At 29.0% G+C, this 16,077-nt stretch carries 14 protein-coding genes; 8 read left to right on the plus strand and 6 right to left on the minus strand.

From position 1 onward, the window contains the following. Positions 1 to 2: 2 nt before the first annotated feature. Together fliE and CARM_RS05490 are read left to right on the plus strand one after the other, a co-directional pair. Positions 3 to 299: a flagellar hook-basal body complex protein FliE gene (gene fliE, locus CARM_RS05485; protein WP_139425769.1), complete on the plus strand. Its 297-nt coding sequence runs from the start codon at positions 3 to 5 to the stop codon at positions 297 to 299. A 3-nt stretch (positions 300 to 302) separates the two neighbouring features. Beyond that, positions 303 to 2,096 (plus strand): peptidoglycan D,D-transpeptidase FtsI family protein, encoded by a 1,794-nt coding sequence (locus CARM_RS05490; RefSeq protein ID WP_139425767.1) that lies wholly within the window; start codon positions 303 to 305, stop codon positions 2,094 to 2,096. A gap of 325 nt (positions 2,097 to 2,421) precedes the next feature. Here the strand turns inward: CARM_RS05490 and CARM_RS05495 are convergent, their stop codons facing one another. Together CARM_RS05495 and CARM_RS05500 are read right to left on the minus strand one after the other, a co-directional pair. Next, the gene (locus tag CARM_RS05495) at positions 2,422 to 3,444 is read right to left on the minus strand and encodes an autotransporter outer membrane beta-barrel domain-containing protein (RefSeq protein ID WP_176301003.1); all 1,023 of its coding nucleotides are present in this window, start codon (positions 3,442 to 3,444) and stop codon (positions 2,422 to 2,424) included. 716 nt (positions 3,445 to 4,160) lie between these two features. After that, positions 4,161 to 4,400 (minus strand): hypothetical protein, encoded by a 240-nt coding sequence (locus CARM_RS05500; protein ID WP_176301004.1) that lies wholly within the window; start codon positions 4,398 to 4,400, stop codon positions 4,161 to 4,163. Between the two features lie 28 nt (positions 4,401 to 4,428). Between CARM_RS05500 and CARM_RS05505 the strand changes: the two genes are divergently transcribed. After that, positions 4,429 to 4,620: a hypothetical protein gene (locus tag CARM_RS05505; RefSeq protein ID WP_176300975.1), complete on the plus strand. Its 192-nt coding sequence runs from the start codon at positions 4,429 to 4,431 to the stop codon at positions 4,618 to 4,620. Between the two features lie 199 nt (positions 4,621 to 4,819). Here CARM_RS05505 and CARM_RS05510 read toward each other — a convergent pair whose 3' ends face one another. From CARM_RS05510 to CARM_RS05525, 4 genes are all read right to left on the minus strand, one after another. Beyond that, entirely contained in the window at positions 4,820 to 6,406 is a 1,587-nt protein-coding gene (locus tag CARM_RS05510) for a beta strand repeat-containing protein (RefSeq protein ID WP_176301005.1), read from the minus strand. A 128-nt stretch (positions 6,407 to 6,534) separates the two neighbouring features. Continuing rightward, complete coding sequence (gene hemH / locus CARM_RS05515; RefSeq protein ID WP_139427119.1) at positions 6,535 to 7,434, minus strand: ferrochelatase; 900 nt, start codon at positions 7,432 to 7,434, stop codon at positions 6,535 to 6,537. 3 nt (positions 7,435 to 7,437) lie between these two features. Next, positions 7,438 to 8,295 carry a Gfo/Idh/MocA family protein gene (locus CARM_RS05520; protein ID WP_139427121.1) on the minus strand — a complete coding sequence of 286 codons (858 nt, stop codon included), beginning with the start codon at positions 8,293 to 8,295 and terminating at the stop codon, positions 7,438 to 7,440. Beyond that, a complete protein-coding gene (locus CARM_RS05525) occupies positions 8,292 to 9,368 on the minus strand; it encodes a DegT/DnrJ/EryC1/StrS family aminotransferase (protein ID WP_236103578.1) in 1,077 nt (358 codons plus the stop codon). The genes CARM_RS05520 and CARM_RS05525 overlap by 4 nt, the downstream gene beginning before the upstream one ends. 108 nt (positions 9,369 to 9,476) lie before the next feature. On the opposite strand from CARM_RS05525, the gene alaS reads away from it, so the two are divergent. From alaS to CARM_RS05550, 5 genes are read left to right on the plus strand one after another with little or no spacing between them, the layout of a single operon-like run. Next, positions 9,477 to 12,014: an alanine--tRNA ligase gene (alaS, locus tag CARM_RS05530; RefSeq protein ID WP_139427125.1), complete on the plus strand. Its 2,538-nt coding sequence runs from the start codon at positions 9,477 to 9,479 to the stop codon at positions 12,012 to 12,014. After that, the gene (maf, locus tag CARM_RS05535; RefSeq protein ID WP_139427127.1) at positions 12,014 to 12,556 is read left to right on the plus strand and encodes a septum formation inhibitor Maf; all 543 of its coding nucleotides are present in this window, start codon (positions 12,014 to 12,016) and stop codon (positions 12,554 to 12,556) included. Before alaS ends, maf begins: the two co-directional genes overlap by 1 nt. Continuing rightward, positions 12,556 to 14,487: a penicillin-binding protein 1A gene (locus CARM_RS05540; protein WP_139427163.1), complete on the plus strand. Its 1,932-nt coding sequence runs from the start codon at positions 12,556 to 12,558 to the stop codon at positions 14,485 to 14,487. Before maf ends, CARM_RS05540 begins: the two co-directional genes overlap by 1 nt. 57 nt (positions 14,488 to 14,544) lie before the next feature. Further along, positions 14,545 to 15,465: a protein-methionine-sulfoxide reductase catalytic subunit MsrP gene (msrP, locus tag CARM_RS05545; protein ID WP_268904558.1), complete on the plus strand. Its 921-nt coding sequence runs from the start codon at positions 14,545 to 14,547 to the stop codon at positions 15,463 to 15,465. Next, complete coding sequence (locus tag CARM_RS05550) at positions 15,465 to 16,025, plus strand: sulfite oxidase heme-binding subunit YedZ (RefSeq protein WP_139427131.1); 561 nt, start codon at positions 15,465 to 15,467, stop codon at positions 16,023 to 16,025. The genes msrP and CARM_RS05550 overlap by 1 nt, the downstream gene beginning before the upstream one ends. Positions 16,026 to 16,077: the final 52 nt, after the last annotated feature.

Raw genomic sequence — 16,077 nt, forward strand, 5'->3', positions numbered from 1 at the left:
TAATGAATACTATAAATAGTTTAAATCAACTCAATAATGTTAATAACAAAAACAATAATGCAAATAATACTAGCATAGGTAATGAGTTTTCAAGCTTATTGAAAAATTCTATTAATAATCTTAATAAAACTCAAGAAACCGCTGAAGCTGCTATGGTAGATATTGCTACAGGTGAAGTTAAAGACTTGCACCAAGCTGCAATAGCTATTAGCAAAGCAGAATCTAGTATGAAATTTATGCTTGAAGTTAGAAATAAGGCTATAAACGCATACAAAGAAATTTCAAGAACTCAAATTTAATATATGCTTTCAAACGCCATTAGAAATAGAGTTTCAAAAGTAGCTTTTGCTTTTTGTATGGCTTTATTTTTTATGGCTTTATTTTTACTTTCCACTTTTTTTCTTACTTCTAAACGCCATATACCAAACACCCAAAAAGAACAATACTATTCTGCTCTAAGAGGAAATATCATAACAAGCGATAATTTTACCATTACTTCAAGTAGGCAAATTTATAGAGCTGAAATAGATTTAAGAAGTTTAAATCCAGATAAAAAAGAATTGTTTTTAAAACTCTTTCAAATTTATAGTGGTATAAATGATGAAGAAATGCAAGATATTAAAAAAAGAATGGCTATCAAAAAGAAAAGAGGGTATAGTTTTATTTTATTGCAAAATATAAACTCTAAAGATGCAAGTTATTTAAAAGAATTAGCTAAAAAGCTTTACACACAAGGTTTTTTTAAATCTTTCACCAACAACAACGGCAGAGTAGAAACAAGAGGGCTTGACATCATAGAACACAAAGAAGATCGTGTATATATGCCTAAAGATTCACTTACGCCTATTATAGGTTATACAAGAACCTATATGGATGAACAAAGTGAAATTTTTAAAAATGTTGGTATTAAAGGCTTAGAAAAATACTACAATGAGTGTTTAAATCCTTTGCAAAATGCAAAAATTCAAGGTTTAAGAGATATAGGTGGAAATATTATCTTAAATTTGCACTCTTATGAGCAACGCAAAATAGATGGTTGTGATTTATATCTAAATATATCATTAAAACTTCAAAAAAATTTAGAAAAAGCCATTGATAAAAGAAATGAAGATTTAAAAGCTAATGAAATCATCGTGGCTGTAATGGAAAGCAAGAGCGGGAAAATCTTAGCACTTGCTAGCTCAAGAAGATATGATCCACAAAATCGTGGAAAAGATCTTTCTGTGCTTAATGCAAGTGCTATAGAATACGGCTATGAAGCGGGTTCTGTTATCAAGCCTTTTATATTCACTACTGCTTTAATGCTTGATAAAATCAAAGTCAATGAGATTATCGATACGCAAGGTGGACAATACAAACTTGGGCGTTTTACTATACGCGATGATCACAAGAAAAATAAAATGAGCATGGAAGAAGTCATAACCTATTCTTCAAATGTTGGTATGATTAAAATAGCCCAAAGACTTAGCAATCTTGAAATCATTTCAGGACTTAGAATTTTTCGTTTTGGAGAAAAAAGCGGAATAGATCTTCCTTATGAACAAAAAGGGGAAATACCAAACCCAAAAAGACTAAGAGAAGTTGAAAAATCCGTTTTAAGCTATGGATATGGTTTAAAAACTACTTTTATGCAACTTTTAGCTGCTTATAATGTTTTTAATAACGAGGGTTATTATATAACCCCACAAATTGCAAATAAAATATACCAAGATGGACGCTTGGTAAGTCTTGATGATGAATCAAAAAAAGAAAAAATTCTTTCAAGCAAAGCAGCTAAAGAAATGCAACAAATTTTAATCAATGTTATAGAAAAAGGAACTGGTAAAAAAGCACAAACTCAAGGCATAATCATAGGTGGTAAAACAGGTACAGCAAGAATTGCCGAAAGAAAAGGCTATACATCAAATCGCTACAATGCTTCATTTTTTGGCTTTGCAAATGATGAGAAAAATAACTACACCATAGGGGTTTTAGTAAGAAATCCTACCAAATCTTATAGTTATTATGCTGCACAAAGTGCTTTACCTATGTTTAAAGATACGGTAAATATACTGATTAAAGAAAACTATCTAAAACCTATCGCAAATACCAAATAAATAATTCAACTCCCCAGAGCTTACTTAATACACCCAATACACTTGTAAAAATACTAAAAAGTAAAAAAAGAATGATTTTAAATTTATTTTCTTTAAATAAAATTAGTAAAAATCCCACACACCCACCATTTTACCTCCCTAGAGCTTGCTTAACTTAACGAGTTTGCTTAATAAGGAGTTTATGTTTTTCACAAAAAGCTTTTAGGCTATTGTAGCTTAATCATTCTCTATTTATTATAAAGAATGATTGTTTTGTTACTTATAATTTGTTTTAAGCAAACTCTAGGCAAATAAAATCACACTAGCTAAATAGCTAGTGTGTATATTACCACCATAAACCTAGTTTTAAAAACATAGTATGAGAGGTAGTATTATCAAATGTAAATGCTCCTGCATAATTTAGTGATAAATCAGCATTATTAGCTATATTATAAGAAAGTCCTAATTGACCAAAGCCATAATACTTAGAAGTTTGTACTTCTGTAGTAAAATGATTAGCACCTAATCTTAAATTACCTTTAGCATCTTCATAAAGATTTACTATAGCACCTATAGTTACATTTGATCTTAATTTATCACTCCAAGGTTTATACCATTTTAAAGCAGCACTTGCATCTATAAAGTTAAATTGTTCTGCTAAATAATGCTCTCTTAGACCATCTATATGTTTTAAGCTAAAGTTTTTATTACTCATACCATAATAACTCAAACCAATTTCAGGAGTTATTCTAGCTATTTCTAAGGTATTATAATAATTAGCACCTACTTTTACATCTATCCCATAACCATAAGTTTGAGTATCACTTTCTATAGTAGCAGGTATATTTTTATAAGTTTTTTCTATGTCTGTTGTAGTATAATCAAATCTTGTACTAGCACTAATATAGTATTGATCTATACCATCTCTTGCTAATACTCCATAATAAGTTAAACCACCATAATAAGTTTTATCATCAAATTTTAATCTTTGAGTGGCTTGTTCTTTAGAAGCATCTTCATAACCTAAATAAAAACCTATAGTACCATAATCATTTGGTAATTCTCTTAAAGAACCACCTATTAAACCTGTAGTATTAGCACTTAATTGTCCTACACTATTTCCTATCTTAATAGATGAATGATTATAATAAGGAATTAAGAAAGAATGGTTTTTTGCATTTGGATTTTTATTTGGTATAAATATATCTTCTAATTCAGCTAATAAATCAGCATCATTACCATAAGCTTCACCTTTTTTAGATAATTCCATATCTAATACTTGAGAAAATTCTGTTTGGAAGTTTTTAGCTGTAGTATCTCTTAATATATTAGAAATATTTATATTTCTTAATCTAGCTGAATATACCATAGATTTAGCTAGAGTTTTACCACTTAATTCTGATACATTAACATTAGCTATATATCGACCTTCACCTAAACCTAAAAAGTCATAAATTCCTGATAAGCTATGTATGTTATTAGCATTTACACCTGCATTATTGTTTATTTTATCACCTATTACTTTACCATTTTCATCAATAAAGAAAGTATTAGCATCATAGATTGTATTTAATTTTAACTTACTTGTATTTACATAGATTTTATCTGCACTAATACCACCTATATTATTTCCACCTACTATAATGGCATTTTCTAATCTATTTGCTATATCTTCTTGAGTAGTTCCTTTGTATTCTAAATCATTAAAATACCAACCATCTATACTAACTTTACCATTGTCATTGTTTTCTATATGGTAGCCATTGTTATTTTTACCTATAAAGCCTCCATGCCAAGAAGCTTGAGTAGAACCATTTCCAGAATGAATGTGTCCATTACTAAGGATTAAAGTTCCACTATTGGTAATACCACCATGAATATTACCTGTATTAAATATATCTATATAACCACTATTATTAATACCACCATATATATGAATATCTTTATCAGTATTAGGATTGTTAATATCTCCTGAAGAATTGATAAGTTTTTCTATAGTGCCACTATTATTAATACCATAAGTAATATCTTGAGTAGCTAAAGGACTAGCTTCATTACCTATAATGCCTGTATTTACTATAGTGCCTATAGTGCCTTTTTTATATCATCTTTAGTTATTTTATTAAAGGTATTATTTATACCTGTTATAGTTCCTGCATTGTTAATAGCAGCTATAGAGCCAGTATTTTCTAAGCCTTGTTCCATAATAGCATTGTTATTATTTATAATAGCTTGCATTTGACTATTGTTTTCAAATTTGCTTAATAAATTACCATTATTATCAAAGGCATTTATAGAACTAGTTTCATCTTTAGTTATTTCCATAGTGCCTTCATTTTTTACTAAATCTACTATGGAATTGTTTTTTAAATCTAAATCAGTTTTAGCATTTTTATTGTTTGTAATAGAGCCTATTTTACTTTCATTATTTAATTTAATACCACCATTACCTATAATGCCTGAATTTTCTATAGAGCCTATAGTACTTTTATCAAGACTTATTCCTTTTTCTATAGTTCCATTATTTAAAATACTATTAATGTGAGATTGTTCTTTTAAGTCTATAGAGCCTTGAATATTTTTTTGATTGTTTATAGAGCTAATATAAGATTTATTATTTAAAGATATATTACCACCTATGGTGTTTTTATTATAAACACTTCCATAAATGAAAGATTTATCTAAAGAGATATTACCTTTGATAGTTCCTTCATTAAGTATAGCTGTGCCACTTTCATCATATTTTAGGCATCTTTTTCTTGTTTTAGGCTAGCTATGGTTGCGCCATTTTTTAAGTCAATAACATTACCATTATTTACAGAAGTTCCATTATTATTTACACCTATGGTTCCTTTATTATGTATGCCTGCTTTACCACCTGCTATGAGAGCATTAGGACCATCTAATTGAATATAGTTTTTGACTTCTTGTTTAGCTCCATTTACATATATACCTGCACCATTTTTACCTAAAATAGTGCCTTTGTTAGTAATCGTTTCTATATAAGAAATTAAACTTTTATTGTTACCAAATTCTTGTATATTTATGCCATTTTTACCACCTATGATAGAACCTTCGTTGTTGATATTCTTTACTCTACCAATTTGCCCCCACTGAGCATATGTCATAATCCCATCAGTATTACCATATATCAAACCATTGTTTTTGTTATTAATTGTTTCAATACCTTTTTTATTAGTAGAATAAACTTTTATCCCAATTCCTTTTTCACTTGTAATGGTTCCAGAGTTTGATATTGTTATAATGTCTGCACCATTATCAGTATCAATACCCGCATTATTCCCAGAAATCACTCCAGAATTTTCTATAAGTTTTGTATTATTAGTAATAAAAATTCCTCTATTACCACTATTAACAGCGCCTTTATTTATAATAGTATCTATAGCTCCTCCACCCCATAAACCTATCTCAATACCACCATTAATCACACCATTTTTATCATTGGTAATGCTTGAAATCTTCCCTCCGATTACATTTATTTTCCCATTAATAGTGCCATGATTCATTAAATTTTGAATTACACTATTCTTATGATCAATAACTACGCCCCCTATAGTTCCCTTATTATCTATAGTTTTTATCGAGCCTTGATTTTGAACTTTAATTGCACTAATAAACCCACTATTATCCAAAGTTTCAATTACATTGTTGCTACCATTAACACTTATACCATTACCTTTACCAGTTATAATTCCACTATTGGTAAGATTGTTTATAGTATTATTACTACCTTTAATTTCAATTCCATTAAAAGTACCACTATTGATACTTCCACTATTAGTTATAGTAATATTATTATTGTTATTTCCTTCTACACTAATACCATTACCACTTTGATTATTTGTATTTGTAGAATCAATAGTTCCACTATTATTAATATTTACATTAGTAGCGCTGCCATTAATTAAAACTCCACTACCATATTTATTATTATTAGTTATACTTCCCTTATCTGTAATGGTTAAAGTTCCACCATTATTACCACTTATAGTTACTCCATTATTTTGAGTGGTTTCTATAGTACAAATTGTTCCACTACAACCACCACCACTAATATCTCTTGATATATTGCTTCTAGCATTAGCAATAGTTATACTACCATTAGAAACTTTATCATTAATAGTTGTAATACTAGCATTAGCACAGGTAGCTAAAAAAGATATAGTTGCTAAAGATAAAAAAGTTTTTTTAGTAAAAGAAAGATTATTATGTGTAATATGTTTGTTTAAAACAAACGAATTAAAAGAATTAGTTAAAGATGAAGTTTGGTTTGATTTAGAATCAATACCCCCCCCCGTGAAATAAGACATATAAACTCCTTAATTAATAAATGAATTTAAAATAAAATCGAAATTATAATATCATTTATTAAATAAGTATTAAATATATCTTTTATATAGTGAAAGACTATATAGTCAATATGGGGGGGGGTATTGGTTTAGGTTTGGTTTAAAATAAACTCTACAAATTCATCACTATCGTTAGGACAAGCAATAAGCTCATAATCGCTTTTTGCTAAGTGTCTGTACTCTATTCCAAGCTCAAAAATCGTTTCAGAACAATCTATGCAAAAAGATATAGGATAAATCAAAGCTTTTTCATCTAAATTTACTAAAATATCACTTGTATTTGGTTCAAGCCATTTTACCGGACCTAGCTTTGATTGATATGCTAGTAAAATTTGATCAAATTCATTTTTAAGTTTTTCTTTTAAAATGCTTACATGTTCTTGTATATGCTTTTCATATAAATCGCCTTTTTTGATTATGGAAAGTGGCAAAGAATGTGCGGAAAAAATCAAAGTTTTATAATCATATTCTTTCTTTTTTTCTAAAATATGCTTGATAATCATTTCATTGTAAAGTTCATTTTTATAAAAAATATCAATGATCTTTATTTTAGCTGGATTTTGATTTTTTTTGAGTTCATTTTGTACTACTTCTAAAGAAGTGGTTACTGTTGTTTTAGAATGATGAGGATACAAAGGAAATAAAATTATCTCATCATTTTTTTTAAAGCTGTATTTTGCAAAAACTTCATTAGCAAAAGGCGGAACATATAAACTGATAAAATCAAATTTACATTCTCTGGTTTTAGAATTTAATTTATCACACAAACTTTGTGTGATTTCAGTAAGAGGAGATTTTCCACCCATTCTTTCATAGTTTTGTTTCATAACTTTTAGTCTTGATTTTCTTATCATAAAGGCTACAAATTTTCTTAAAAAAACATTTTTTATCCCTAAAATATAAGGATCATTAAACATATTTTTTAAAAAAACTTCACACTCATCAAGCTCATTTACCCCGCCCATATTTAAAAAAAAGACATATTTCATTACTCAAGTACCTTCTAAAATTTCTTGGACTCTTAAGGCATCTTCAATGCTAGCTAAATTTTTGCAAACCCCTTTTTGCAAAAGCTCAAAAAATGCTTCATGTTCAGCAAATAAAGGGGAATTTTCATATAAATTTGAAATTTTTTGCATATTAATGAAAAGTTCAAAATTTTTAAGATCAAGCTCATAGGTATGATTTTTACCTAAAATTTTAATATTTCTAATAATATGTTTTGCATTCCAACTATCATGGATATTTACTAAAATATTTTCTAGCTTTAAGCTTATCATTACCTCATCTTCAAATTTGTCATGATAATAAGCTTTGTTTATATTTGCTTTTGAAATTTGTTTTTGACTTAAAAATCTTACCAAATCAATATCATGCACACTAAGATCACTCAAAACCCCAACATCATTAATCCTTTGAGGGTAAGGTGAAATCCTTTGTATATTGATACTGATTATCTCATCTTTTTTGAGCTTTTCTTTTAGAGTTAAAACTGCAGGATTAAATCTCTCACAAAACCCTACCCCTACTCTGACTTTATTTTCTCTAGCTTTTTGTTCTAAAGTTAAAATTTCATCTAAATTTAAAGCTAGAGGTTTTTCAATTAAGACATTTTTCACCTTAGAAAAAAGTTTTAAAGCTATTTCTAAATGCGTACATGTAGGTGTAGCTATGATAACCCCATCTAGCTTTTGCTCTAAAAAACTTTCGAAATTTTTATGTAAAAAATGGTTAAAATTATCCTTGCAAAAAGGATCATAAAGATGAATTTCTTTTACTTTTAAATTACGCTCAAGTTCTCTTAAATGGTTTTTACCCATTTTACCAAGGCCTATAAGCCCTATCTTCATTTAAAAGCCTCAATCACTCTTATCTGGTGTTCTTCTTTTAAAAATGCACTCATAGGTAAGGACAAAATTTCATCACTTAAAAGCTCTGTGTTTGGTAAATCACCTCTCTTATAAGCAAGATAATCAAAAGCTTCTTGTAAATGAAGCCCTAAAGGATAATGCACTGCAGTAGGTATGCCTTGCTCTTGTAATTTTTGCATAAATTTTTCCCTATTTTTTACACGCACGCTATATTGAGCCTGGGCACTCACAAAATCATTTTTTCTTGGCGGTAAAATACAATTTTTTAAATTTTCATCATAAATTTTAGCTATTTGTTCTCTTTTGCTAATCTCTTTATCTAAATATTTTAATTTCACATTTAAAACAGCTGCTTGTATAGTATCAAGCCTCCCATTTATACCTATATATTTGTGTTTATACCTTTGAATTTGTCCATGATTTAAATAAATTTTTATTTTTTGTGCTAGTTCATCATCTTGAGTAAAAATCGCCCCACCATCTCCATAAGCACCTAAAGGTTTAGATGGAAAAAAGCTTGTGCAAGATATATCGGCTATAGCACATGATTTTACGCCTTTTTGACTAGCACCAAAACTTTGTGCGCCATCTTCTATCAAAGCAATGTTGTGATTTTTACAAAGTTCTTTTAAAGCAAACATATCAGGCATAAGACCAAAAATACTCACAGCAATTACTGCTTTAGTTTTAGGTGTGATAGCTTTTTGAATTTTTTGCAAATCAAGATTATAGTCTTTAAAATCAATATCCACAAAAACAGGCTTAGCACCTATCAAAGCCACCATTTCAGCTGTAGCTATAAAAGTAAAACTTGGCACTACAACCTCATCATCTTTACCTACTCCTAAAGCCATCAAAGCTAAAAAAAGCGCACTTGTACCACTTGAACAACCCATAGCATGTTTTATACCTACATATTTGGCTAAATTTGATTCAAATTCTTCAAGCTTTACACCACCTATAAAAGAAGAATTTTGTATAACTTCACTTATGGCTTCATCAATTTCTATTTTATAAGCATTATATTGAGCATTTAAGTCTATAAAAGGAATTTTCATCTTAGTAACCTTGTAAATTAAAATTGTGATTATAAGATAGTTTTACTTAATTTAAAGTATTTTTGGTATTATTTTAAGCAAAAAAATCAGCTAGGAAAACCTATGGATATAAGAAAAGAATATTTAGAATTTTTTAAATCAAAAGGACACGAAATTACACCTTCAAGTCCTTTGGTTCCTGATGATGCGAGTTTGCTTTTTACTAATGCGGGTATGGTGCCTTTTAAAAGCATATTTACAGGTGAGATACCACGCCCAAACCCTCCTCGCAAAACAAGTTGCCAAACTTGTATAAGAGCTGGTGGTAAGCATAATGACTTAGATAATGTAGGCTACACAGCACGCCATCACACATTTTTTGAAATGCTTGGGAATTTTAGTTTTGGAGATTACTTTAAAGAAGAAGCTATTGCTTATGCTTGGGAATTTGTAACTGAAATTTTAAAACTTCCTAAAGATAGACTTTATGTAACCGTCCATGAAAATGACGATGAGGCTTATAAGCTGTGGCAAAAACATATAGAAAAAGAAAGAATTTATAAATTTGGTGATAAAGATAATTTTTGGCAAATGGGCGATACTGGACCATGTGGGCCTTGTAGTGAAATTTTTTACGATCAAGGAAGTGAGCATTTTAATTCTAGTGAAGATTATATGGGTGGTGATGGAGATAGGTTTTTAGAAATTTGGAATCTAGTTTTTATGCAGTATGAAAGAAGCACAGATGGCACACTAAGTCCTTTACCAAAGCCAAGCATTGATACAGGTATGGGACTTGAAAGAGTTAGTGCTATAAAAGAAGGAAAATTTAGTAATTTTGATAGTTCTTTATTTATGCCTATCATAGAAAAAATAGCAAAACTTTGTGGTAAAACTTATACCTATGAAAGTGGAGCTAGCTTTAGAGTAATAGCTGATCATATAAGATCGAGTGTATTTTTACTAGCTCAAGGGGTTGGCTTTGATAAAGAAGGTAGAGGTTATGTTTTAAGAAGAATTTTACGCCGTGCATTAAGACATGGGTATTTACTAGGATTTAAAAAACCTTTTATGTATGAGCTTGTAGATGTGGTTTGTGAATTAATGGGCGAACATTATACCTACTTAAACGAAAAAAAAGAATTTATTAAAGAGCAAATCAAACTAGAAGAAGAAAGATTTTTAAGTACTATTGAAAATGGCATAGAAATTTTTAACGAAGAGCTTAAAAACACTAAAGATATTTTTAGCGGTGAAGTAGCTTTTAAGCTTTATGATACCTATGGTTTTCCACTTGATTTAACTGCTGATATGCTAAGAGAAAAAAATATCAGTGTAGATGAGGCTAAATTTAATACTTTAATGCAAGAACAAAAAGATAGAGCCAAAGCTTCTTGGAAAGGAAGCGGAGATAAGGCAATTAGTGGGGATTTTAAAATTTTACTTGAAAAATTTGGCAAAAATACCTTTAGTGGATATGAAAACTATAAAGAAAAAACTAAAATTCTAGCAATTTTAGATGAAAATTTTAAAACTATACCTGAAGCTAAAAATGGAAAAATAGTATGGCTAATGCTTGAAAAAACTCCATTTTATGCAACAAGTGGTGGGCAAAGTGCTGATATAGGATTTATCAACGAGAGTGAAGTTTTAGATACGCAAAAATTCTTTGATATTAATCTAAGCCAGGTTAAACTAAAACAAGATATAAAAACCAACGATGAAATTATAGCTTATATAGATACAAAAAAAAGAGAGCAAATCGCAAGACACCATAGTGCAACACATTTATTGCATCATGCTCTAAGAGAAATTCTTGGCTCGCATATAAGTCAAGCAGGCTCTTTAGTAGAATACAATAAACTAAGATTTGATTTTACTCATCCAAAAGCCCTAAACAAAGAAGAATTAAACAAAATAGAAACTTTAGTAAATACTTACATTATGGAAGCAAATGAAGCTAAGATTGAAATTTTAGATTTAGAAGAAGCTAAAAAAAGCGGTGCTATAGCTTTATTTAGTGAAAAATATCAAGATAAGGTAAGAGTTTTAACACTAGGAGCTAGCAAAGAACTTTGCGGTGGAACTCATGTAAAAAATAGTTCAGAGATTGGCAGTTTTTACATAGTAAAAGAAAGCGGTGTTAGTGCTGGAGTTAGAAGAATAGAAGCAGTAGTTAGCAAAGCTGCTCTTGATTATGTTAATGAAAATCTAAAAGAACTTAATCAAGCTAAAGAAGAATTAAAAACTCATGATATTTTAAGCTATGTTGCAAAATTAAAAAATGAAATCACAAATTTAAAAAATGAGTTAAAAAACTCCAGCAAAGCAGACTTAAATTCAAAAGAACTCAACGGAACTATCTATTGTGTGCAAAAAATAGATAGTGGCGATATAAAAACTATGATTGATGAGTTTAAAAACAAATCTAACAAGGCAGTGATTTTGCTTTTACAAGAAAAAGAAGGCAAAATCACCATAGCAGCAGGAGTAAAAGAAGCTCCATTAAAAGCAGGAAATTTAGTAAAAGAAATTGCTCAAATCTTAGGTGGAAATGGTGGTGGAAGAGATGATTTTGCTACTGCAGGTGGTAAAGACATAAGCAAAATAGATCAAGCATTAAATCATGCTAAAAAAATCATAGAAGAAAGTCTTGCTTAATGCTTTATCTAGCTTCAAGTTCGCCATCACGAGCTACTTTACTAAAAGAAGCAAACATAGCTTTTAAACAAATTATAATCAACTATGATGAAAACTTGGTTAAAAAAGAAAAACCTAGCTCTTATGTGCAAAAAATCGTTTTAGAAAAAGAAAAGCAGTTTTTTGCGCAATATCCTAATTTTAAAAATGTTTTACTTGCTGATAGTATAGTTTGTGTTGAAAATGAAATTCTAACAAAAGCTAAAGATGATGAAGAAGCATTTAGAATGTTAAATATGCAAAATGGAAAAAACATTAGTGTTTTAAGTGCTATGATTTTAATTTTAGAGAATAAAAAAATTTACAATCTCAGCAAGTGTGATTTAATCTTAGATAAATTTAACTCAAAAGATATGCAAGAATACATAGATTCAAAACTTTATAAAGGCAAAGCTGGAGCAGTAATGTGTGAGGGATTTCATAAAAAATACATCAAAAAAATCATAGGCCACCAAAGCACTGCTTTTGGGCTTAACATAGAACTTTTGAAAGCTTTCTTATGATGAAGATATTAAAAATATTTTTTTCTTTTTGTATAGTTTGTGCGATAGGGATTTTTATCTTTATTGCTTATTTGTTTTCAGATTCAGATCTAAATCAATATACTTTTAAGGATTATAAACCACCTTTAACCACACAAATTTTTGATAAAAATGGAAAGCTTATAGCAAATGTTTTTGAACAACATCGCTTTTATGCACCTTATGAAGAACTTCCACCAAGGCTTATAGAAGCTTTGGTAGCTATAGAAGATACGAGTTTTTTTGAGCATAATGGGGTTAATGTAGATGCTATTTTTAGAGCAGCTATTAAAATCATAAGAAGCGGTGGAAAAACTATGGAAGGAGCTTCTACTCTTACACAACAATTTATCAAAAACACCGAACTTACTCCAGAAAGAACACTAAATAGAAAATTTAAAGAAGCTTTACTTGCTTATAAATTAGAAAATACATTAAGCAAAGAACAAATTTTAGAAAGATATTTAAACTTTATCTTCTTTGGTCATGGGTATTATGGAGTTAAAACTGCTGCACTTGGGTATTTTAGAAAAAATTTAGATGAACTTAGTTTAAAAGAAATAGCTATTTTAGTAGGTATGCCAAAAGCTCCAAGCACTTATGATCCAACTAGACATTTAGATCTTTCTTTAGCAAGAGCAAATAGTGTTATACAAAGAATGTATAATCTTGGCTGGATTTCTAATGAAGAATATCAAAATGCTTTAAAAGAAGTTCCAAAAGTTTATGATGATACTCTAACGCAAAATACAGCCCCTTATGTAACTCAAGAAGTTTTAAAACAATTAAGTGGTATAAAAGATCTAAAAACAGGTGGATACAAAATAGAACTTAGCATTGATCTTGATGTGCAAAATATCGCAAAAGATGCTTTAAAATTTGGTTATGATGAAATTATAAAAAGAGATAAAGATGCAAATTTAAGCACATTAAATGGAGCTATGATAGTAGCAAATCATCAAAATGGTGATATTTTAGCCTTAGTTGGTGGGGTAAATTACACAAAAAGTAATTTTAATCGTGCTACACAAAGCTTAAGACAACCTGGAAGTTCTTTTAAACCATTCTTATATCAAATAGCCATTGATTTAGGCTACTCGCCTATGAGTAAAATCGCTGACATATCTAGAATTTTTGAAAGTACTAAAGAAGATGAAAAAGATTGGAAACCAAAAAATTTTGGTGGAAAATTTTTAGGAATTATTAGCTTAAAAGAAGCTCTAACTGGCTCAAGAAACCTAGCTACTATAAATCTAGCACTTGCTTTAGGACTTGATGTAATCCATGATAAACTTCAATTTATGGGATTTAAAAATATCCCTATAGATTTATCTATAGTTTTGGGTAGTTTTGGAATTTCTATTTATGACTATGCTAAACTTTACACTGTTTTTGGAAATTATGGAATTCAGAAAGATTTAATATTAATTAAAAAAGTAATTAATAAGGATGGAAAAACTTTAGTAGAATTTAAATCTGGAGAGAGAAAAATTAGCGAACCCGCACAAGCTTTTTTGGTTAATGATATGATGCAAAATGTCGTTCAAAAAGGAACTGGACGCAATGCCAGGGTTGAAGGAATAGAAATAGCTGGCAAAACAGGAACTTCCAATAAAAGCATAGATGCTTGGTTTTGCGGATTAACCCCAGAAATTGAAGCTATTATTTGGTATGGAAATGATGATAATAAACCTATGAAGCAAATCGAAGGCGGAGCAAGAACTGCTGCACCAGTATTTAAGGAATTTTTAACAAAATATTTAGAACTTTATCCTGATAGTGCAAGAAAATTTAATATCCCTAAAGGAGTTTATCAAGGAATTTATGAAAAACAAAAAGAATATTATACCAATACTTCACCTTTTCCAAAAAATAATCCCAGCCTTTCTGAAAATAATGAGATAATTTTTTAAAATATTTTTTATAAAATAATAAAAATTATCCTTTTATTTTCCTTTATATGTTTTAATATCAAAAATCATAATAAAGGAAATTTTATGAATATAACTCATGAAGATTTATACAAAAAAAGACGCCATTTTTTAAAATTAGGCGCTGGAGCATTAGTTAGTTCAGCTCTAGTTCAATCTGAATTAATGGCGCTAAATTTTTTTCCTGATACAAACAATGAAAAATTAAAACTTAGTGATGAAAATATTGCAACTAATTATGTTAATTTTTACGAATTTTCAACAGATAAAAAAAGAGCTGTAGAGCTTGCTAAAAATTTCAATACAAAGGGTTGGAAAATAGAAGTCAGTGGAGAAATCGAAGAGCCTTTAACTTTAACTATGGAAGATTTACTATCTTTTCCTTTAGAAGAAAGGATTTATAGATTTCGTTGTGTTGAAACTTGGTCTATGGTAGTGCCTTGGATAGGTTTTGAACTTCGTGCTTTAATAGAAAAATGCAAAGTTAAAAGTGATGCTAAATTTATAAAATTTACTACTCTTTTTGATAAAAATCAATTTGCCGATCAAGCTTCATTCTTTCCAACTCTTGATTATCCTTATGTAGAAGGTTTGAGAATGGATGAAGCTATGCATCCGCTAACACTTATGGCAGTGGGTATGTATAAAAAGCCTTTACTTGGACAAAATGGAGCGCCAATTCGCCTAGTAGTTCCATGGAAATATGGCTTTAAAAGCATAAAATCTATCGTGAAAATAGAATTCACTAAAGAACAGCCAAAAACCACCTGGGAGCTTGCAAATCCTAGAGAATATGGTTTTTATGCAAATGTAAATCCAAATGTTTCACATCCTAGATGGTCTCAAGCAAATGAGCGTCCTTTGGGAGATTTTTTCACCAAACCTACACAAATGTTTAATGGCTATGAGAAAGAAGTAGCATATTTATATAAAGATATGGATTTAAAGGTCAATTTTTAATGAGTAAAAAAATTTACAATATTGGCGGATTTTTAGCTTTTACTTTAAGTATTATTTTCAGCATTTATCAAATCACACAAGAGTTTGATATTGTAAAATCTGTGTATTTTTATAGTGGTATATTTGGCTTAATCTTTTTTGGATTAAGTCTGTTTTTTTCACTTTTAAAATATAAACACACAAAAGATTATCCTAAATTTTTAGGTTTTTATGCATTTTTTTGGGCCTTGATTCATTTTTTAAATTATTTTGCTTTTGGAAAAAATTTAGACTTAATGCTTTTTTTTAAAGATACTTTTAGTAAAAATTTAGAATTTAGTGGTTTTATAAGCTTTTTTATACTCACGCTAATGTTTATAAGCTCTTTTAAATTTTTTACAAAACTCAGTAAAATTAGAAAACTAGGCTATATCTGCTTTTTGATGACTTCTTGGCATTATTTTTTATCTGCAAAAGTTCCGCAAATTCCACATATTTTTGTTTTAAGTATTGCTATAATTTTTTTATCTTTAAAACTATGGAAAAATTATAAAAAGAGAAAAAAGGTAACTTATTATTAAATTTTATAGCATATAAAAGTTAATTTAAGAATAAAAGTATAAAAGCTTCCTT

The sequence above is a fragment of the Campylobacter armoricus genome, from assembly GCF_013372105.1.
Taxonomy (GTDB): domain Bacteria; phylum Campylobacterota; class Campylobacteria; order Campylobacterales; family Campylobacteraceae; genus Campylobacter_D; species Campylobacter_D armoricus.